Annotated in this window: 21 protein-coding genes and 1 riboswitch; of the genes, 8 read left to right on the top strand and 13 right to left on the bottom strand. The window is 66.7% G+C overall.

The features are described from left to right. Position 1: 1 nt before the first annotated feature. Both FBY33_RS15865 and FBY33_RS15870 read right to left on the bottom strand, forming a co-directional pair. Entirely contained in the window at positions 2–544 is a 543-nt protein-coding gene (locus FBY33_RS15865; protein WP_142031377.1) for a PadR family transcriptional regulator, read from the bottom strand. 131 nt (positions 545–675) lie between these two features. Then, positions 676–1479: a thioesterase family protein gene (locus FBY33_RS15870; RefSeq protein WP_142031378.1), complete on the bottom strand. Its 804-nt coding sequence runs from the start codon at positions 1477–1479 to the stop codon at positions 676–678. Positions 1480–1638: 159 nt separating this feature from the next. On the opposite strand from FBY33_RS15870, the gene FBY33_RS15875 reads away from it, so the two are divergent. Then, positions 1639–2316, top strand: a complete 678-nt coding sequence (locus FBY33_RS15875; RefSeq protein WP_142031379.1) for an endonuclease/exonuclease/phosphatase family protein — start codon at positions 1639–1641, stop codon at positions 2314–2316. Between the two features lie 45 nt (positions 2317–2361). On the opposite strand, the gene FBY33_RS15880 is transcribed toward FBY33_RS15875, so the two are convergent. From FBY33_RS15880 to FBY33_RS15890, 3 genes are all read right to left on the bottom strand, one after another. Next, positions 2362–4161, bottom strand: a complete 1800-nt coding sequence (locus FBY33_RS15880; protein WP_235010596.1) for a glycosyltransferase — start codon at positions 4159–4161, stop codon at positions 2362–2364. A 442-nt stretch (positions 4162–4603) separates the two neighbouring features. Next, positions 4604–5119, bottom strand: coding sequence for an NUDIX domain-containing protein (locus FBY33_RS15885; RefSeq protein ID WP_142031380.1), 516 nt, complete (start codon positions 5117–5119; stop codon positions 4604–4606). Positions 5120–5207: 88 nt separating this feature from the next. Then, positions 5208–5399 (bottom strand): DUF1918 domain-containing protein, encoded by a 192-nt coding sequence (locus FBY33_RS15890; RefSeq protein ID WP_142031381.1) that lies wholly within the window; start codon positions 5397–5399, stop codon positions 5208–5210. Between the two features lie 73 nt (positions 5400–5472). On the opposite strand from FBY33_RS15890, the gene FBY33_RS15895 reads away from it, so the two are divergent. Next, positions 5473–5979 (top strand): metallophosphoesterase family protein, encoded by a 507-nt coding sequence (locus FBY33_RS15895; RefSeq protein ID WP_142031382.1) that lies wholly within the window; start codon positions 5473–5475, stop codon positions 5977–5979. Positions 5980–6133: 154 nt separating this feature from the next. Next, positions 6134–7027 (top strand): glucose 1-dehydrogenase, encoded by an 894-nt coding sequence (locus FBY33_RS15900; RefSeq protein WP_142031383.1) that lies wholly within the window; start codon positions 6134–6136, stop codon positions 7025–7027. Between the two features lie 27 nt (positions 7028–7054). Here FBY33_RS15900 and FBY33_RS15905 read toward each other — a convergent pair whose 3' ends face one another. Genes FBY33_RS15905 through FBY33_RS15920 form a run of 4 tightly spaced genes read right to left on the bottom strand, consistent with a single transcriptional unit; the run spans position 7055 to position 9806 of the window. After that, entirely contained in the window at positions 7055–7501 is a 447-nt protein-coding gene (locus FBY33_RS15905) for a DUF1810 domain-containing protein (protein ID WP_142031384.1), read from the bottom strand. 35 nt (positions 7502–7536) lie between these two features. After that, entirely contained in the window at positions 7537–8112 is a 576-nt protein-coding gene (locus FBY33_RS15910) for a DNA alkylation repair protein (RefSeq protein ID WP_442858335.1), read from the bottom strand. Next, the gene (locus tag FBY33_RS15915) at positions 8064–8423 is read right to left on the bottom strand and encodes a TraR/DksA family transcriptional regulator (protein WP_142031386.1); all 360 of its coding nucleotides are present in this window, start codon (positions 8421–8423) and stop codon (positions 8064–8066) included. Before FBY33_RS15915 ends, FBY33_RS15910 begins: the two co-directional genes overlap by 49 nt. A gap of 21 nt (positions 8424–8444) precedes the next feature. Beyond that, positions 8445–9806, bottom strand: a complete 1362-nt coding sequence (locus FBY33_RS15920) for a lytic transglycosylase domain-containing protein (protein WP_142031387.1) — start codon at positions 9804–9806, stop codon at positions 8445–8447. A gap of 260 nt (positions 9807–10066) precedes the next feature. Beyond that, positions 10067–10236: riboswitch (cyclic di-AMP (ydaO/yuaA leader) on the top strand. A gap of 3 nt (positions 10237–10239) precedes the next feature. On the opposite strand from FBY33_RS15920, the gene FBY33_RS15925 reads away from it, so the two are divergent. Beyond that, positions 10240–11082: a LysM peptidoglycan-binding domain-containing protein gene (locus tag FBY33_RS15925; protein ID WP_142031388.1), complete on the top strand. Its 843-nt coding sequence runs from the start codon at positions 10240–10242 to the stop codon at positions 11080–11082. A 104-nt stretch (positions 11083–11186) separates the two neighbouring features. On the opposite strand, the gene FBY33_RS15930 is transcribed toward FBY33_RS15925, so the two are convergent. Genes FBY33_RS15930 through FBY33_RS15945 form a run of 4 tightly spaced genes read right to left on the bottom strand, consistent with a single transcriptional unit; the run spans position 11187 to position 14583 of the window. Then, a complete protein-coding gene (locus FBY33_RS15930) occupies positions 11187–12653 on the bottom strand; it encodes a protein adenylyltransferase SelO (protein WP_142031389.1) in 1467 nt (488 codons plus the stop codon). Further along, positions 12637–13584 carry a ribonuclease Z gene (locus FBY33_RS15935; RefSeq protein ID WP_142032941.1) on the bottom strand — a complete coding sequence of 316 codons (948 nt, stop codon included), beginning with the start codon at positions 13582–13584 and terminating at the stop codon, positions 12637–12639. The genes FBY33_RS15930 and FBY33_RS15935 overlap by 17 nt, the downstream gene beginning before the upstream one ends. Continuing rightward, positions 13577–14101: a mycothiol transferase gene (locus FBY33_RS15940; RefSeq protein ID WP_142031390.1), complete on the bottom strand. Its 525-nt coding sequence runs from the start codon at positions 14099–14101 to the stop codon at positions 13577–13579. Before FBY33_RS15940 ends, FBY33_RS15935 begins: the two co-directional genes overlap by 8 nt. A gap of 50 nt (positions 14102–14151) precedes the next feature. Then, on the bottom strand, positions 14152–14583 hold the full coding sequence (locus tag FBY33_RS15945) for a hypothetical protein (protein WP_142031391.1): 432 nt from the start codon (positions 14581–14583) through the stop codon (positions 14152–14154). Positions 14584–14884: 301 nt separating this feature from the next. Here FBY33_RS15945 and FBY33_RS15950 point away from each other — a divergent pair, with 301 nt between their 5' ends. The 4 genes from FBY33_RS15950 to FBY33_RS15965 all read left to right on the top strand — a co-directional run bounded on the left by FBY33_RS15950 (position 14885) and on the right by FBY33_RS15965 (position 19119). Next, on the top strand, positions 14885–15751 hold the full coding sequence (locus tag FBY33_RS15950) for a universal stress protein (protein WP_142031392.1): 867 nt from the start codon (positions 14885–14887) through the stop codon (positions 15749–15751). Between the two features lie 64 nt (positions 15752–15815). Next, a complete protein-coding gene (locus FBY33_RS15955) occupies positions 15816–17525 on the top strand; it encodes a DUF4389 domain-containing protein (protein WP_142031393.1) in 1710 nt (569 codons plus the stop codon). A gap of 74 nt (positions 17526–17599) precedes the next feature. Then, positions 17600–18067 (top strand): universal stress protein, encoded by a 468-nt coding sequence (locus FBY33_RS15960; protein ID WP_142031394.1) that lies wholly within the window; start codon positions 17600–17602, stop codon positions 18065–18067. 41 nt (positions 18068–18108) lie between these two features. Further along, the gene (locus FBY33_RS15965; protein WP_142031395.1) at positions 18109–19119 is read left to right on the top strand and encodes a polysaccharide deacetylase family protein; all 1011 of its coding nucleotides are present in this window, start codon (positions 18109–18111) and stop codon (positions 19117–19119) included. Positions 19120–19130 lie beyond the last annotated feature (11 nt).

The raw sequence follows: 19130 nt of genomic DNA on the forward strand, positions 1-19130 counted from the left end.
GTCAGTCCTGGGCGAGGATGGCGTAGAGCCGGCGGCGGGCCTCGTCCAATACAGCCACTGCCTGCTGCACCTGTTCGGGTGAACCGGTCCGGCCCACCTGCGCAGCTGCCTGCGCCAGTTCAATTCCGGCTTTTGGGAGGGACCCCGTTCCGCCGCCGCCCATGGCAGCGACGGGGTCCCATGGTGCGGATCCGTGCTGGGCCGCCACCTCCTCGCGGCCGGCCTCGGTCAATGAGTAGATCTTCCGCCCGTTGGATTCCTCGGCGCTGATGGATCCTTCATCGGCCAGCAGCTGCAGCGTGGGATAGACAGAACCCGCGCTCGGCTTCCAGCTGCCGCCGCTGCGCTCCTCGATCTCCCGGATAATCTGGTAGCCGTGCATTGGCCGTTCCGCTAGGAGGGCCAGCACGGCTGCCCGCACCTCGCCTTTCCCGGCACGGGTTCCAACCCGCTTTTCAAACCGGGAGCGCAGCTCCTCCACGGCCTGCCACATGCCGTCAAGGTTGTTCCCGCCGAATCCCCCTACAGGGTGTGAAGCACGCATGATGGACTCCTTTGCCGATCGCGAACGATATACAACGATACTCAGCGATATATGCCGTGCGCCATACCCGGAGACAATGGCACAGACGGCGGCAGCGGCAGGATCTGCGCAGCGTCGGGAGTTATGCAGCGTCAGGACCTGCGCAGCGTCAGGATCTGTTCAGCCCGCCCGAATGGGCCCTGCCGGTCGTGCAGCACGGTGGACGTGAGCCCGATCCCGTCCCGGCCAAACGACACGGCGTTGTCCAGTCCCAGCCATTCGCCCTCCGGCCGCCGGTACATGTGGATCTGCAGGTCCAGGTTGGGGAAAGCGTAGCTGTCCTTGCCCGGCGGCACGCGGGCCGCGATGCCGTTCGCGGTGTCCACGAGCCCCATGAGCCGGACGAAGTCCCCGCTGTCCGCACGGTCGGTGAGGGGGTGGTCGGTACGGAGCCACACTTTCCCGGCCCCCGGACGGTGCCCTTCGGCCACGCGCATTTCAAGGGACCGGATGTAGCCTCCGGGCCATACAGCGGCGCCATCGTAAGGCTTGCATTCGTCAGGGCCGGGTATCGCAGCATCTTCAATGGCGGCCACCTCCGCGGTGTCACTGGTCTGCAGCCGCCACCCCATGGCGCGGATCGCGGTCCGGCCCCCCGCCACCAGCTCCGCCTGCACCAGCTCGATGGTCCTGCCGGGCCGCAGTGTGGTGGTGTCGATGCGGAACTCGCCGCCCGGGATCAACCCAAGGATTTCGTAGCTGACCCGGGCCATCCGCATGTCCTCACGCGGCTGGTGCCGTTCCAGGACATCTGCCATGAGCCCCGAAGCGGGAGCCATGTGCTGTTCGTGGACGTTCCAGGCGCCCTGGGCATGGATAGTGGACCGGAACCGGCCACCGCCAAGGTCCTGGTAGTAGAAGTTGCCTTCGGCGAGCTCGGGCAGGTCTGCAGTCAAGGCTGGCCCCTTACGGAAAGTCAGTGAATTGCCAGTAACTCTATCCCGAGCCGGCCGTGGAGGACGCGCTGCGGCAGGCAACGAAATGTTGGAGGGTGCGACCGGCAATCGGACTAGAGTAAGGAACTGGTCCTGTCAGCAACCCTCAAAAGAGGTTCCATGCGCGTCATCAGCTACAACCTCCGCAAGCACAAGGCCAGCGGCGAGCTCCTCGCCCTGGCCAGGAACCACGACATTGATGCTCTGTGCCTCCAGGAAGTGGATTCCAGCGACCTTCCGGAGACCCTTGGCCCCCTGCAATTGGCCGATGCCACCAAGGGCAACCGGCTGGGGCTGGCCATCTATTACCGGGCCAGCCGCTTCACCGCACTGGACACGCAGTCCTTTGCCTTGAAGAAATCCATGCATGACCGGGTCCTGGCCCCCGCCCATGAGCGGCTCATCGGAACGCGGGTCATGGACAACGAAACCCAGCATGAACTGGTGATCGGCTCATTCCACGCGGCCCCGCTGACGGCATCAAACTCGCTGCGCAGGAAGCAGATCCATGCCGCGCACGCCGAACTGCTGAGCATGGGCAAGGGCCTTATGACGCTGATGGTGGGCGACTTCAACTACCCGTTCTTCACTAAGAACCTGGACATGCACATGAAGAATTCAGGCTATGCCCTCTCGCTGAGCAACCGGCGGACCTACACCCGATACAAGGTGTTCAAGGGCCATTTCGACTTCGCCACGTCACTTGGCCTGGATATCGCCAGCGTGGAAACCCTGCCGCGCGGCAACTCCGACCACCTGCCCATCCTCGTGACCGCCGAGTACGGCGAAGGCTACTAGCCCGAAACACAGCCCCGGGAAGACGCAGATGCTCCGCGTGGGCGCTTACGGCGTTGGCAACTGGTAGATGCGCGCGTCGGCATTGCTGAAGACGAGTTCCACGCCGTCCTGCGCCTTCAGCCAGTCTTCGAGTTCCGCATAGTTGCGTTGCGTGCTCTGGCCTTGGAGCTCAAGGCTTGCCTCTGTTGACCGCATGAGCAGCACGTAGGCACCTGCAGGGTTGTGCCGGGCGTAGTTGTAGAAGATCGGGCCGCAGGTCGCCGCGGACAGGTCCCGCCGGCACAACTCGTCCATGGTGCGGTACCGGTGTTCCAGGTAAGCGTCGCTTCGCCACGGTGTGGGGTGGGCAGCGGAAATGATCGCCGCCCCGTGGGGTGCGAGCCGCTCGACTTCGGCGACGGCGGCCGTCTCACTGTCGGTGAAGATGTCGAACTTTGTGTTCCCGAACCTGCTGGTCTCGATCAGCACTGACAGCAGCAGGAAAGTGGGAATGAGGCCCATCACGGCCAGGAACGGAAGGCGTGTACCGCCGTCCCTTGGCAGCAGGACAGAGGAGGCCTGCAGGGCGATGAAGGGCAGCGCAAACAGCGAGACGCGGATGAGCATTTCGCCGCCGTATGACTGCATCGGGAAGAGCAACAGCGGGGTGACGGCAAGGAGGACCACCCTGATGTCGAGACGCTTCCTGTGCCAGTCGCGTACCGCCCCTGCCGCAGCAAGGGCCCACAGGACGAGGGTCAGGAGCATCCGGACCTGCACCACGAGCGAGTGGCCGGGGGTCCCGGTCACTCGGTCGACGACGTTCGCCGCAATCGCGCCTTGGAACCCTGCATCCTCCAGGGGCGGATGTCCGACGAGATAGGCACTGGCGGGGTAAACCAGCCAGAGCGCAAGCACCACAGCGGTGATCAGGGGCAGCCGGCTGGTCCAGACACGCCCGCTGAGGCTGAGGGCGGTCATTGCAATGAGCATCATGAAGGGCGTCAGCTGGTGGCTTGCACAGATCACCGGGACAAGCAGGAGGGCGACGACGAATGCGCCCACCCGGTGCTGCGGTCGGTGCTCCCAGGGCGACTTCCCTCGCCACCAAGCCGCCAGTTCAGCGGGCCGGAAGCCGCGGAACGTGCCGGGGTGCGCAGCCAGCGGGCCGACGAGCAGGGCGATCACAACGAGGTACAGGAAGAAGGCGAAGGCCTGGGGAGAGAGGTAGTCCTGGTCCTGCCAGTTACCGAGGCAGAAAAGCCAGAGCACAAGCCACAGCCGCCGCGGATCAGCGGTCAGCGACCGGGTAAGGACCCCCAGGGCGGCGAGCCACAACCCTACGTCAAACACCGGAGCCCACAGCGCTATGCTCACCGGTTCGAGCCCTGTTGCCTTGATGACCGTGGCCAGGAGGGCAAAGAAGCCAGGCCAGTTGAAGTACGCGTCAATGTCCGGATCCACCGCTTTTGTGCTCGATAGCGCGTCGGCGATCCCAAGGTGCCGGAAGGCTACTTCGCCCCGGGGTATATCGGTGACAAATGCTGCGGTCCCAAAGAGCTCCACCACAAGCACCGCGAGGAGCCACAGCATGACCGGGCGGCCGGCCGGTCCGCGGGCATCCCCCCGCAATGCCAGGACGAAGGTGATGTTAAGAAGTGCGAGCCCCACCCAGTACGGGTAGGGCAGTACGGCGACGAGGCCAAGATCGCTGTTGACGGGCACGCCCACGGTGGAAGCCGCCCCCGCAGCAAGCACCAACGACACGGCCCCTGCCAGCGCCAATCCCAGGTCGCGGGGCCTCACGCCTCCGTTGCGGCTGGTGGCATGAACCGCGGCGACTGTTGCGTCTTCTGCCTGGGGCACCGGAGCGCGGCCGCCATCCTGGGCAGCCCGGCTTCCCCGTAGCCTGGCGAAAGCACTACCGGCAGAGCGCGGCATCGTGGTCCTCAGGCTGTTTGCTTAGCGGGGCTCCTGGTCTTGAAGTTGCATTCGGTGACAGGGGCGGAAAAGACAACAGGCTCACCCACCTTGCTTCGTTGCACGGATTTATGTTCAGCCAAAGGGTTATGGCGCCAAAAGTGCGAAACGTCAGAGCTGCTGCGGTGCTGGACGGTCACCTGGCCGGCAATTCAGCGGCCTCGACTTCGCCGTAGCTTGGAGCATACGGGCTGATCAGGCGGCGGGCACCAGTAGTAGGTACCTAATTTCGCGCCGGCTGTACCTAGAATTTACCGCCGCACGTAGGGGGGAAGACGGCCTCTGCCCGCAATCCAGCTTTCACGGAGGGGCCAAGGCAAGGGCAGGCCTACCAGGATTCGTCGGTATCCAGCCTCGACAGCAGGTCCGGCCAGGAGGCCGCGAAGCCGGGGTGCAGCTCCAGGGAGTCCACCTCGGCCACCGGGATCCACAGCAGGGCGATGCTCTCAGGGTCGCTGATGACGGGTTCGAAGGATTCCCGCACCCGGACTACCACTGTGGTGTAGGACCAGTAACCGTGGTCCAGCACCGAGGTGAACAGCACTTCGACGCTTTCGGACGGGACGGCAGCCTCCTCGTAGGCTTCGCGGAGGGCGCCGTCCACCGGTTCCTCGCCCTCGTGCAGCGCCCCGCCGGGCAGGCCCCAGGTTCCACCGTTGTGGCTCCAGACGGCACGGTGCTGCAGCAGCACGCCTTTTGCGGGGTCGTAGGCCAGGACGCCGGCTGCGCCAAACCTGCCCCAGTACCGGCCGCGCTCCCCTTCCACCCAGGCGTCGCCCGGGTCGCGGGGACCGGTGCGGGGCGGCGGAGTGGAGGACGTGCTGGCGGACGGGAAGAAATCCATTGCTCCAGTCTGACAGGTGAAGCAAGGACAGGTGAAGAGAAGCACCGGCAGGTTAAGCGTGAAGCACCGGCAGGTGTACTCCGGACCGTCAGGTCTCGTGCCCGTGGTCGACGGCGAAATCGCCGCCGGGGTACATAACCGTTTCGTGCCCGTCGTCGAAGCGGACAACGTAGGGTGGGCTGCCGCCCTCGCCACGGACTTCCAGGATCACCCCGTGCCGGTCCGAGGACCCGACGGTCCTTCCATGCACCACAATGCGGTCACCTTGGGCTGCCTCCATGGCAATCACCTCCAAGCCCCCAGATTACGACTCATGATCGCACGCGAACAGGGCCCCATGGCAGGATTCCGGTATGGCGTTGAACCTGGTCCTGATTGCCGACACCCATGTCCCCAAACGAGCCCGGAACCTGCCCGGGCAGGTGTGGGACGCCGTCGAAAATGCCGACGTGGTGTTCCATGCAGGCGACTGGGTGGAGGCGGCGCTGCTGGACGAGTTCGAACGCCGCAGCAATCGGTTCCTGGGCGTTTATGGCAACAATGACGGCCCGGAACTGCGCCGCCGCCTGCCCGAAACCGCCACCGCCACCCTCGGCGGTGTCCGCTTTGCGATGGTCCACGAGACGGGGCCGGCCAAGGGGCGCGAACTGCGGTGCGAGGCGCTCTACCCGGATGCCGATGTTTTGGTCTTCGGCCACAGCCATATTCCCTGGGACACGGTGTCGCCGAACGGGCTGCGGCTGCTGAACCCGGGCTCACCCACGGACCGCCGCCGCCAGCCTGCGTGCACCTTCATGGAGGCCACGGTTGACGCGGGGCAGTTGGCGGAGGTCCGCCTGGTGGAAGTCCAGCGCGGCTGACCCGCCCGGGCCGCTTGGCAGGAAACAGAGTCTTGCCTAGGCTAGGAACCGTAAGCATGCTTAGCTTTTTGTTCCTCAACAAGGCGCAACCGCAGGCTGCTTCAGTATCCGGGGCGACGAACCAGCCCGTGTCCGCACGAACAGGAGGACCACCATGACTGACCAGTACACCTTCCGTAATCCCGTGACTGCCTACGAAAAAATCTCCCCGCCCAAGCAGCACCAGCCCGAGCCGGGCCTTGATGCGGAACTGGAGCCCAAGGCCGATCTCGGCGAGGAAACCTACCGCGGAACCGGCCGGCTGGAAGGCCGCCGCGCCATCGTGACCGGCGCGGACTCCGGCATCGGGGCTGCAACGGCGATCGCCTTTGCGCGGGAGGGCGCCGACGTCGTCCTTTCCTACCTGCCGCAGGAAGAGGAGGATGCCTCCCGGATCGCCGGGATCATCGAAGCGGCCGGCCGCAAGGCCGTCAAGGTGCCGGGTGACCTCAAGGACTCCGCTGCCTGCCGCGACCTGGTGGATACTGCGCTGGCCGTCCTGGGGGGACTGGACATCCTGGTGAACAACGCCGGGAAGCAGGTGGCCCAGGAGGATCTGGAGGACATTACCGACGAGCAGTTCGACCACACGCTGAAGACCAACGTCTACGCGATGTTCTGGGTGACCAAGGCCGCCGTGCCGCACATGCCCGCAGGCTCCACGATCATCAACACCACGTCCATCCAGGCCTACAACCCGTCCCCCACGCTGGTGGACTACGCCACCACCAAGGCGAGCATCAACAACTTCACCAAGGGACTGGCCCAGCAGCTGGCACCCAAGGGAATCAGGGTGAACGCCGTGGCTCCCGGTCCCATCTGGACGCCCCTGCAGGTCAGCAGCGGCCAGCCCAAGGAGCAGCTGCCGGAGTTCGGCCAGTCCACGCCGCTGGGCCGTGCCGGCCAGCCTGCCGAGCTGGCCCCCGCCTACGTCTTCCTGGCGTCCCCGGAGTCCAGCTACGTGGTGGGCGAGACGCTGAACGTCAACGGTGGCAGCCCCACGCCCTGACAACTCCCCCGGCGGCTCCGGGCACGGTCAGTCGGCCGCGTCCCGGTCCGCCAGGAGATCGTCGGTGGCGGGGTCGGGCTCGCCGTTGAAGAACTGGGCCAGGACCGTCTTGAACACTGTTTCTCCGGGTGCCGCCCGGAGAAACAGTGTCATGGAGGAGCGGAGCTTCTTCGCGTCGATGCCGCCGAAAATGTCCTCGGCCGATTGGTCGGCGTGGTTTGCCAGGACTACCGCGCACTCCAGCAGCCGGGGCCCCAGCACCTCGTGGTCCAGGTAGGCCCGGGCTTCAGCGAGTGACGAAATGGCGTATTTGCGCGACATGGCACTCTGCCCCAGCCCGGCAATCTGAGGGAAGACGAACCACATCCAGTGCCCGGACTTCCTGCCGACCTGCAGCTCCCCCAACGCCTGCTCATAAGCTCCGCCAGAGTTCTGGGCGGCAACAAAGCGCTCAAGGTCAAACGTCTCATTCATGTGGTTCTCCTTGTTTGGCCTGCTCAGGGTTCAATTTACGGGGTCAATTCGTTCGAAAGCGCACCGGCCGCCGCCCGCAGTTCCGGGTCCGGGTCCTCCCGCCACCGTGCCAGTACAACGCCGGCCCGCTGCCGTTCACGCTCCCCCAGGCCTGCCAGGAGCGGCACCAGGACATCGGAGAGCAGAGGCTCCGTGAGGTCCGCCGCCTGGGCTGACCGAAGGAATCCTTCCAGTCGCGTGAGGTCCGAATGCCGGAGCAGCCCCACCTTTGACTGCAGCAGCACGACGGCGGCAAGGCGCCGTTCGAAAACCGGGCGGGATCCGGGCCTTGGCTGCCCCCACAGGGCAGAGGCGAGCATCACAGTGCCGTCGTGGTCCAGGTCCTTGAACTTGCGGAGGGCGTCGCGGACCGTGCCGCGGACTGCCCCTATGGAGGAACCGTACGAGGCCAGGACGCCGCCCAGCCGGTTTCCGACATCGTCTGCCCGGTACCAGGCGCCCTCGTTCTGCAGGGTCCGGTCCACGAACTCCGCCGCAGCGGACACAACGTCCGGGGCGCCCGTCACCGTCCGCGCCCCTGGGAGGCGTGCCGGATGCAAAACGGGGTCCATGGGCGTGCTTCCAGCCTGCCTTCGGCGATGGCTTCCCCGCAGACGGCGCAGGTTCCATAAGTTCCCCCGGCAAGCCTTGCCAGGGCCGCTTCGATCTGGTCCAGGCCGGCCGAGCTTTGCTTCAAGAGCGCCGATGCCTGCGAAAGTTCGAAGGCGATCGTGGCGCCCTCCGGATCATGTTCGTCGTCCACGTTGGAATCCTGGCGGGCCGAATTCGCCGCGGCGATGTCCGCGCGCAGCGCCGGCAGCAGCGCCACCCGCCGCGCCCGCTCCTCTTCGAGCAGCACACGGAACCGTTCGAAATCTGGCATGGGGAAAGCCTAGCGCGTCAGTCAGTACCAGTTCAGGGACACGGAATGGTTCCACGCACCGCAGGGCGAACCGTAGCGGTCACGGATATAGCCCAGGCCCCAATCGACCTGCGTCCGGTAGCTGGTCAGCCAGTCGCTGCCGGCGCTGGCATACTTGCCCGGCGGCAGCGCCTGCGCAATCCCGTAGGCCCCGGACCAGGCGTTGGTGGCGGTGGTCAGCCAGTTGGATTCCTTGGTCCACAGCTGGGCCAGGCACAGAAACTGGTCCTGGCCCCAGCCGAAGGCAGCAAGGCGTCCGGACGCGTAGCTTTTTGCCCCGGCCGGATCGTTGACAGCTCCACCGGGAACGGAAGGAACGACGACGGCGGGCGGGCTTGGCAGGGCCGGCGCCGGTGGCGGCGCAACCGGAACGGCAGGAGCTGGATTGTTGGCAGGCGCGGCCGGTGCCGAATTGGCCGGTGCCGGATTCGCCGGGACGGGATTAGCCCCAGCAGCTGGGGCGGCGGGTGCGGGCTGCTTGGGCTGCTGGGCGGCAGCCGCTGCGGCCTTGGCGGCAGCTTCGGCCTGGCGGCGGGCCTGCTCCTCCGCGGCGGCGCGCTTTGCCGCCTGGGCCGCCTCGTAGGCCGCCAGCGCCGCCTGGCCCTGGCGATACTCCCCCTCAAGGGCCGCCGTCGTACCCTTCAGGGCGGCAAGCTGGGCAGTCAACTCGCCGCTGTGCTGCTGTTCCTCGGTGACCTGCCGTGCCAATGCGTCCCGGGCTGAACTGGCGGCCTCGGATTTAACCTTCGCCTCCCCGGCCAGGCGTTCCCGCTCGCTCCTGGCAACCTGTTCCTGTTCCCTGAGCACAGCGGCCACCTTTCCTGCCGCTGCCGCCTTATTCACCAACGCAGCAGTCTTATCCCCTACAATCTTGACCACGTTGAGCCCCTGGGTGCTGTTGGTCCCCAGCGCGTCGAGCGCCACGAAGAATCCGGTGTTGGTCCCGCCGGTCTTGTACGACTGGACGGCCAGGGCACCGATGTCCTTCCGGTAGCGGGCCAGCTGGTCGTCTGCACGGGCCGCCTGCGCGGACAGGGTCCCCAACCGGGATGTTGCCAATTGGAGCTCCGCATCCGCTTCGGCGTAATCGGCGGCAGACCGGACCGCCGCATCCCCGGCCGCCTCCGACTGCGCCTGAAGATCGTCCAGGAGCCCGTTGATGGCGGTGATCTCCGCGGCCTTTGCCGCTTCAGACGACTGTGCCTGCTGCACCTCGCTCCACGAGGGATATCCGCCGGGCGGCGGCTCCTCCGCTGTGGCCGGCAACATGGTGGCGCCGGCCAGGGCGATCGCCATGGAGCCTGCGAACAGCGGGAAGAACCGATTGGTAACGAACAGGGGCATAGTCCCGAAGCCTAGCGCCGGGGACCATGGCGAAGCAGGCGTCCGTGGCCAGATTGTTACCGTTCGGCGCCCGTTTCGGGGTTCTCGTCATCTCCCCACGTCAGCCCCGGGATCCGATGTACATCAAGACGTTTGCCGAATTGAGAGAAAAACCTCGTATGTTATGCAAATGTGACAATCACGCTGAGCGCGGGTTATGGTCTTTGGGTGTCCCTCTCAGACGGGACATTCCCATCAGTATGCCGAGCCCTGCCGCTGATCATGGGATTCAACCGTTTTCCAGATGGCAGGGACGGGGGAACCACGTTTCCACGGCCATTTGTGGCCTTGGGGTTAAGTCGATAGCGCTCCGCCCGCGGAGCCCGCTACCGGCCGGGCATCTCCAGCCCGAACCCGACAGCTCACCCCGCAGGCATGGGAGAGGCGATCAACCGTGTCAAAAAATTCCATTACTGCCCGTCACCGCGCGACTCCGGCCCGTTCCATTGTGCTCGAGGGCCTCGCCGTAACCGCCAAGACCCAGGCCCGCTCGCTGGGCCGCCCGGCGCTCGCAGTTGCTGCAGCGTCCGGCATTGCATTCGGCGTCGGAGCCCCGGCCCATGCAGGTGTCACCGGTCCGGACACCACTGAGAACACCAGCGTCCAGGCATACTCGGCACCGGCAGCCCCGGCAGCAGCACCCGCCGCGGCAGCCGGAAACGTCCACACCGTCGTAGCGGGCGACACCATCGGGGCCATCGCTGCCGCCTACGGCGTCAGCCTCAACGACGTCCTGTCCGCCAACGGACTGGGCCTGTCCTCAGTCATCTACCCCGGTGACCAGATCCAGATCCCCGGTGCAGGCTACACCGCAGCACCGGCTCCGGCCCCCGCCGCGGCTCCGGTCCAGGCTGCAGCCGCAACCGCACCGGCGAACACCGGCATGAACATGTCTTACGCTTCCGCCACCCCGCTGGCCTCCACCGGCACGGGTACCGGCGCTGCGATCCTGGCATCCGCTTACAGCCAGGTTGGCGTGGGCCAGGACTGCACCGCAATGGTTGAAAAGGCCCTGCGCTCCGTCGGCAAGTCCGTCGGCGACCTGGCCCCCACCCAGTTCTTCCAGTACGGAACTGTTGTCAGCGCCCCCGCCCCCGGTGACCTGATCATCACCTCCGGCCACGTGGGCGTTTACGCCGGCGACGGCCAGGTTGTCAGCGGCGGCGTCAACGGCTACAGCACCGAAGTCCACTCCATCAGCTGGCTCAGCGGCTACTCCGCCGTCCGCGTAGCCTAGGCTCCCCGGCGCTTCGCAACCAGCGGAGCCGGTCAGAACAGGAGGGCGGCAGCCGGGTATTCCCGGCTGCCGCCCTTCTGCCGTTTTTCCGCCGGCACGAGCCGTCAGGTCCCGCAGAAGGTCATGTAGTTGCCGAAATCTTCAGGGGCACCCTCGGCGTAGCGCTCCAGCCCGGGACGTTCGGTAAAGGGGGCACCGATGGCCTCGAGCAGTTGCTGCAGGGGCGCGAGGTTTCCTTCGGTGGCAGCTGACAGGGCCTCCTCCACGAGGTGGTTCCGGGGAATGTAGAGAGGGTTCACGCTGTCCATCAGTTCCGCATCGGGCTCCATGGCCTGCCACCGCTCCGCCCAGGCATCGAACGCGGCCAGATCAAGGACCATGCCGCGCACGGGACGGAGGTCGCCCCGGGCGGCCTTGCCCAGGTTACGGAAGAACAGGGTATAGTCCACCGGGCCGTCCTTCAGGATGGCGATCGCATCGTCCACCAGGGCTGAGGCGTCGTCACTGTTCTCCCCGCCGCCTCCCAGGCCCAGCTTGCGTTTCATGCCGCTGGACCACGCCCCGCTGTACTGTCCGCGGAACCGGCCGAGCACCTCCACGGCCGGGGCAACCGCCTTTTCCTGATCCTCGTCGATGAGCGGCAGCATCGCCTCGGCGAGCCGGGCAAGGTTCCATTCGGCAAGCACCGGCTGGTTGGCATAGGCGTAGCGTCCACTGACGTCAATGGAACTGTAGACGGCGGCGGGATTGAACGCGTCCATGAACGCGCACGGGCCGTAGTCGATGGTTTCCCCTGAGATGGTCATGTTGTCCGTATTCATGACACCGTGCACGAATCCCACCATCATCCACCTGGCCACCAGCTCCGCCTGGGCGGAGACGACTGAGCCGAACAATGCCAGGTAGGGGTTTTCGGCTTCGGCAGCGTGCGGATAGTGCCTGCCGATGGCATGGTCCGCCAGCCGCTTCAGGAGGTCCAGGTTTTCCGTGGCCCGCGCGTACTGGAAGCTGCCAACGCGCAGGTGGCTGCTTGCCACCCGCGCCAGGACGGCACCGGGCAGCATGCCGTCGCGCCGGACCTGCCGTCCGGTTGCCACCACGGCGAGCGAGCGGGTGGTGGGAATGTGCAGGGCGTGCATGGCCTCACTGACCACATATTCACGGAGCATGGGCCCGACGACGGCACGGCCGTCCCCGGCGCGGGCGAAAGGCGTGCGCCCCGAGCCTTTGAGATGGACGTCCAGGAGGCGGCCGCTTTGGTCAGTGACCTCCCCCAGCAGCAGCGCACGTCCGTCACCCAGCAGCGGCGAGTAACCGCCGAACTGGTGCCCCGCATATGCCTGCGCTACCGGGGTGGCGCCAGCGGGAACGTGATTACCCACCAGGAGCCGCACCCCTTCGCGGCTGCGCAGGTACTGCGGATCGAGCCCCAACTCCCGGGCGAGCTTGTCGTTCAAAACCAGAAGTTCGGGACTGGGTGCTTCCTCGGCCTGCCAGGGAACGGCCAGTTCTGCCAGTTCCCGGGCGAAACGGCCGTTAAAAGTGACCGTGGATTCAGTTGCTGCCGTCATGGTTTAACCCTATCGCCGTAGTGTCGCCTGCCGCTTCCCGCACCGGTTGCCGCCGATGGGGAACGGCGATGCGCTGCAGGTCTTCAGCAGCAATGACCGTGGCTTCCGGAGCCCGGGCCCTTGCCTGCTCCGCGAGGTGGGAGACGTCGTTTCCGTACCGTGCTGAAAAATGCGTGAGCACCAGTGTCCGGGCCTTCCCTGACGCCGCCAGTTCACCTGCCTGCCCGGCGGTGAGGTGCAGGTATTGCCGGGCCAGGCCGGCGTCGTCGTCACTGAACGTGGACTCCGTGACCAGCAGGTCGGTGCCTGCTGCCAGTTCATCGGCACCGGGGCACGGTGCGGTGTCCATGATGAAGGCAAACCGCTGGCCCGGCCTGGGAGTGCTCACGTCCTCCAGCCGGACTGCCCCCAGGACCCCTTGCCGCTGCAGCCTGCGGACGTCGGATCCGCCGATGCCCGCAGCCCTGAGCCGCTCCGGCAGGAAAGTGCGGCCCTCGGGCTCGGTGACAAGGTAACCGTACGTCTCGATGCGGTGCTTCAGGGGCCGGACCTCAAGGCCTTCCGCCACGTGCCCGGCGCCGGAATGCGGATGCAGCCGCAGGTCGAGGCCGGGAGAGCTGACGGCCACCAGGGCCCGGACCACCTCCTCGCCGGACGCCGGATAATGCAGGTGGACCGGGTGCCGCACTCCGTCCAGGGCCATCCTGGAGAGGACTCCGGGCAGGCCGTAGCAATGGTCCCCGTGCACGTGGGTGAGGCAAATCCTGGTGATGCTGCTTGCCGTTGCTCCGGCATGGATCATTTGGCGCTGGGTACCCTCACCGGGATCGAAAAGCAGCCCTTCGCCGTCCCAGCGCAGCAGGTAGCCGTTGTGGTTCCTGGTCCGCGTCGGAACCTGTGATGCGGTGCCCAGCACCACGAGTTCACGCACCGCTGGTGTCCGCCGATGCGGCATGCAGCCCCTTGGCGTAGGCGGCCTGGCCGGCGTGCTGGAGGCAGTCCCCCAGGATACTGACCAGCCGCACCCCCAGGGTGACGGGCGGATCCCAATGCCGGTCAACAACACGGTCCAGGTCGGGATCACCGATTCCTTCGAGGACCTTTGCCGTCTGCCGGTGGACAGCTTCGTAGTACTCCTGCAGGAGTTCCCGGGATGCGCGGACGGCGTCCACCTGCTTGCTGGAATGGCCATAGCCCGTGTCGCTGTCCGCCAGCGGGAGCCCAAAGCGGGCAACGAATCCCTCCATCGTCCAGACCTGCTCCAGGCCCGACGCGGCGGCAACCTGGGCATCTTCCACCCGGCCCATGTGCCAGACCAGCCAGGCGATGGAATTGCCGTGACCTGCGGGACGGCGCTGCAGCTGCCCCTCATCCAGCCCGTCCAGCACCTGGCCCACCAGGCCCGGGAGACGGTCGAAGGCCTCCAGCAGCAGTTCCTTGGATTCCATGATTCTCCTCCCCTGCGGACGGCGCCTGGCGGCTCCTCCCCCCGGCCTTGCTAGCGTTCCAGGTCGTCGGGCTCGAACTCGCTAAGGGGGGAGCCGCCGAAGTTCTCCTCGTCGTCACTGGCGTCTGCTTCCAGGCCGGTGGGGTTTTCGCCGAAATCGACATCGGCTGCTGCTTCGCCCAGGGTGGGGGTGTCCGGCGGCACCTGCTCGTCGCCTGAGCGGTACCGCGCCTGAGCGCTTTCGTCCCGCAGTGTCTGGTCGCTCAGGAAGTCCTGCTCTTCGCCCGAGACTGCCTCGTCCTGCAGCAACGGGTCCTCCTGCCAGCGGTCCGGGTTGTTTTCGGCTGCACCTGGGTAGCTGTCCGGTTCCCCCATGACAGGGTCGAGCTCCAGTGACGACGCCGCGCCCGGAGTTTCGTCGAGAAGTATGTCCTCTTCCTGCACAACTTCCAGCTCATCGTCGGGGAGGTTCTGTTCAGTCATGATGATGCCTTTCTCTTTAAGTCCGGCGGACAATAGTAAGCATACTGAGGAACTGTGCCGCCTGTGAACCTTCGACGCTCCAGGGCACCTCGCCCCAGGCCCCTAAAATCATCCATCGATTGCTCCGTACGTGTCGTTTTCAGGCGCCAAAACGACACGTACGGAGCAATCGATGGGGTGCACGGGGCAGCAGGGGGCGCTGAACAGCGCTTCCGTGACTTTTGGCCCTAGAGTGCCGGTGGCGGCGGGGCCAGTCTGGAACAGCAGGAAGACCAGTTCACGATGAGCAGGAAGTGCCGCCATGACATCCCAGAAACCCATCGCTGTGGGCACCAACGATTCAGCGCAAAGCCAGGCCGCGGTCCTCTGGGCAGCGCGCCGTGCCCACCGGGCAGGCCTGCCGCTGGTGATCGTCCACGTCGTAGACGACCGGTGGGTTGCCGAACCCTACCCTTGGTTCGGAACTCTCCAGCAGGCCGGTGAGGAACTGCTCAAGACCGCCGCCGGCAGGCTCGAAGGAAGCGTCCCCGTTACCCCGGACACGGTACTGCTTACCGGAAGCGTGGGCGGGCAGCTGGCCAAGTATTCGAAGAAGACCTCGATGATGGTTATCGGCTCAGGCAGCGGCCACCTCGGCGGCGCCCTCGCAGACCGTGCACTCCAGGTGGCCACCGCCGCCAAGGTCCCCGTCGCCGTCGTTGGAACCCAGGACCTGGAAGGCCGGTCCGGTGTGGTGGTCGGTGTAGACGGATCCGCGGAAGCTACGCAGGCCGTCGCCTTCGCCGCTGCCGAAGCAGACCGCGATGGAGACGAACTCACAGTCGTCTATGCCGTCAATGCTCCAGATCCCGTCATCGACGCCGGGCTGACGCCGGCTGCGCTTGCGGACCTCATCGTGGACGAGGAACGGATTGTGCTTTCTGAAACCGTTGCCGGGCTCAAGGAAGACTATCCGGACCTGACCGTGCACCAGCAGCTCGACAGCGACAGGGGTGCGGTGGACGCCCTTGTGGCGGCCGCGGCCGGAGCACGGCTGCTGGTGGTGGGCAGCCGCGGCAGGGGCGCCTTCAAGCGCCTGCTGCTCGGTTCCACCGCACACGGCGTGCTGAAGCACCTCCCGTGCCCCACGATCATCACGCGGACTGACGCCGTACCCGGCACCATCTAGGCCGGGACAGCCTGCCCGTCCTTCTCTCCCCCGTCCACGCACCCCCAGCGGAAAGTCCCACGCCATGAAAAAGCCCGCCGCCATCATCATGCTGGTCCTCGGGATCCTGATCACCATTCCAGGGCTGGCTGCGCTGGCGGGAGGAGCCGTAGCCTCGGCGGTGGGATCCATCCAGGGGGACGGCTTCCTGACCTCCGGCACATCCCGTTTTTCCGTTAATTCCTTTGCCCTTACCTCGCCACGGGCCGATGCCATTGGCGAGGACGTTCCCGGCAGGCTTCCCTTCGACGTCGGCACCCTGCGCCTGCGGGTTAATTCAGTGAGCCCCGACAAACCGGTGTTCATTGGCATCGGCCCGCAGGCCGATGTCGAACAGTACCTGTCAGGCGTGCACCACTCGGAGCTGCTCAACATCCGCCAGCGGCCCTTCCGGGCCGAATACCGCGACGTTCCGGGCGGAAACCCCGCATCACCACCTGCCAACCAGCGCTTTTGGACCGCATCCGTGTCAGGGTCCGGAGAGCAGGAGCTCACCTGGAACATCACCCCGGGCACATGGGAAGTGGTGGTGATGAACGCCGATGCCTCGTCCGGCATCGATGTCCAGGCGCAGGCCGGCTTCCGCTCAGACCTGATCCGGCCGGCAGCCACCGGCCTGTTGGTGGGCGGGCTCATCGCCCTGGTGATCGGTATTCCCCTCATCATCTTCGGCGCCATGGGACTGGGCCGGCACGCCGCGCGGCCAGCCGGCGGTCCGTCAGCCGGCGGTCCGTCAGCCGGCGGTCCGGCGATGCCAGGGCAAGGCATGCCGGCGCCCGCGATGGCCGGGCCGGGAATGGCAGGGCCAGGCCAAGAGCCGGGGGCCCAAGTGCCGGGCGGCCAGGTGCCGGCTGGGCAAGTTTCGGGATGGCAGGGACCAGCACCGGCACCCTGGGGCCAGCCAGGGGCGCAGGCCGCGGCGGCAGCTCCGGGGGCACCCCCGCCGCAACCGTTCACTACGGCAGCGGAAGACCGCCGCGGCTATCCCGCACGGCTTTTCGGCACCATCGATCCCGGGCTGTCCCGCTGGATGTGGCTGGTCAAGTGGTTTCTGGCCATCCCCCATTTCATCCTGCTCTTCTTCCTCTGGTTCGCGTTGGTCATCACCACCATCGTGGCGGGCTTCGCCATCCTGTTCACTGGCCGGTATCCGAGGGCCCTGTTCGATTTCAATGTCGGCGTCATGCGGTGGAACTGGCGGGTGGCGTTCTACGCCTATGCCGCCGTCGGCACCGACCTCTACCCGCCGTTCACCCTCAAGCGCACCAATTACCCGGCCGACTTCGAGGTGGACTACCCGGAACGGCTGTCCCGGGGCCTGGTCCTGGTGAAATGGTGGCTCCTGGCGATCCCGCACCTGCTCGTGGTGGCCGCGTTTACCAACACCGCGTGGCGGTGGCGCGCAGACAACAACTACTTCGGCACGACCTATGAACAGAGTGCGGGCCCATCCCTGCTGGGGTTGCTGGTCCTGATCGCGGCAGTGATCCTGCTGTTCACCGGCCGCTACCAGCGCCCGCTGTTTGATTTCATCCTTGGCGTTGACCGCTGGATCTATCGGGTCCTGGTATACACCGCGCTGATGCGGGACGAATATCCACCGTTCCGGCTTGACCAGGGGCCCCTCGAACCCGAGTGGTCCGAAGCGGTGATTCCCCCAGCGGCGATTCCCCCCGTGGGAACACCTCAAGCCGGCCCGCCGTCCGCCGGCGGGCCGCCCGCCGGCGCGCCGTGACCTTCGGCCCTAGCCCCGCCGCGGGGCTGCGGGCATGATGGGCGTGACAGCGAGGGTCCGACGAGGGAGCAGACATGAGCATTGCCGGGGCACCAATTGCCAGGATCGTGGTAGGCGTCGACGGATCGGAGCCGTCCCTGGAGGCGCTCCGCCAAGCCCAACGGTTTGCCACTCCCCTCGGTGCCAAGGTCCAGGCCATCGCCTGCTGGGAGTACCCGCAGGTGTACTCCGGCTACGTCATGATGGGCATTGAAGGCTTCGAGGAGGGCGCGAAGAAAATCCTTGACGAGGCAATGGAACAGGCTTTTGGTGCCGAACTGCCGGCCAATGTCACCGCAAGCCTTGTCAGGGGCCATCCCCGCGAGGCGCTGATCGACGCCAGCCGCGATGCCGACATGATCGTTGTAGGGCGCCGCGGGCACGGCGGGTTCGGCGGACTGCTCCTGGGCTCCGTCAGCTCCGCCATCGTGGCCCATGCCCACTGCCCCGTGCTGGTGGTCCACACGCCCGAGGGCGGGGCCCACGCCGCCGAAGGTTCCTGAGCTGCCCGGCGGCGGGAAGCCACTGACGTCCAGGGCGGGTGATGGCATTGCCGCTCAGTGAAGCACGACGGCGGACGCTCGCCATAGCGCTCGCCGCCGCCCTGGTCTTCGCCATCGCCCTTGCCCTGTTGCTGCCGGCACTCACGGCCGGTCCGCCGTCGGCTGCGCCGTCCGCCTCACCGGCGCCGTCTTCCGCGCCTCCCAGCCAGTCCGCACTTCCCAGCCAGTCCAGCCCGCCGGTCCCGGCCGTGTCCCCTTCCGGCCAGCAGGGGCCACAGGAAACGGAGACGCCGGAAGCCGGCCAGATACCGGTGGAGCCGCCCATCACGGTTCCCGGACCGCAGCCCACGCAGGCTCCGGCCGAGCCCACCCCACCGGAGGAGCCCGCCGCTCCCCCGCAGCCGGCGCCGTTTCCGGACTCCCTCCGCGGCCAGGACCTGACCGTCATCCCGGGAGCGGGGCGCGTGGTTGCCCTCACGTTCGATGCCGGCGCCAACGCGGCGGGACTGCCCGGCATCCTGTCCACGCTCTCCGCCAAAGGCGTTACCGGGACCTTTTTCCTGACCGGCAACTGGGCTGCCAACAACCCGCAGTCCGTGGCACGGATCGTGGCCGCCGGGCACCGGGTGGCAAACCATTCCATGACCCATCCCGGCTTTACCGGGCTGGGCGCCGACCAGATCACCCAACAGGTGCGGGGCGCCGAGCAGACAATCCTCGCCGCCGGGGCCGATCCGAGGCCGCTGTTCCGATTCCCCTACGGCGAGCGGGACGCCCGAACCATCGCGGCGGTGAACTCGCTGGGCTACGTGGCGGTCAGGTGGACCGTTGACACCCTGGGCTGGAAAGGCACCAGCGGAGGTGCCAGCCTCCAGTCGGTGGCCGACCGCGTCCAGGCGGGGCTGCAGCCCGGCGAGATCGTCCTCATGCACATCGGGTCCAACCCGGATGACGGCACCACGCTCGACGCCGACGCCCTCCCCCAGGTCATTGACCGCATTGCTGCTGCCGGGTACGGCTTCGCCACCCTCGACGCCCTGCTGGGGCAGTGACAAGCCGGCAC

It is taken from the genome of Arthrobacter sp. SLBN-112, assembly GCF_006715225.1.
Classification (GTDB): Bacteria; Actinomycetota; Actinomycetes; order Actinomycetales; family Micrococcaceae; genus Arthrobacter.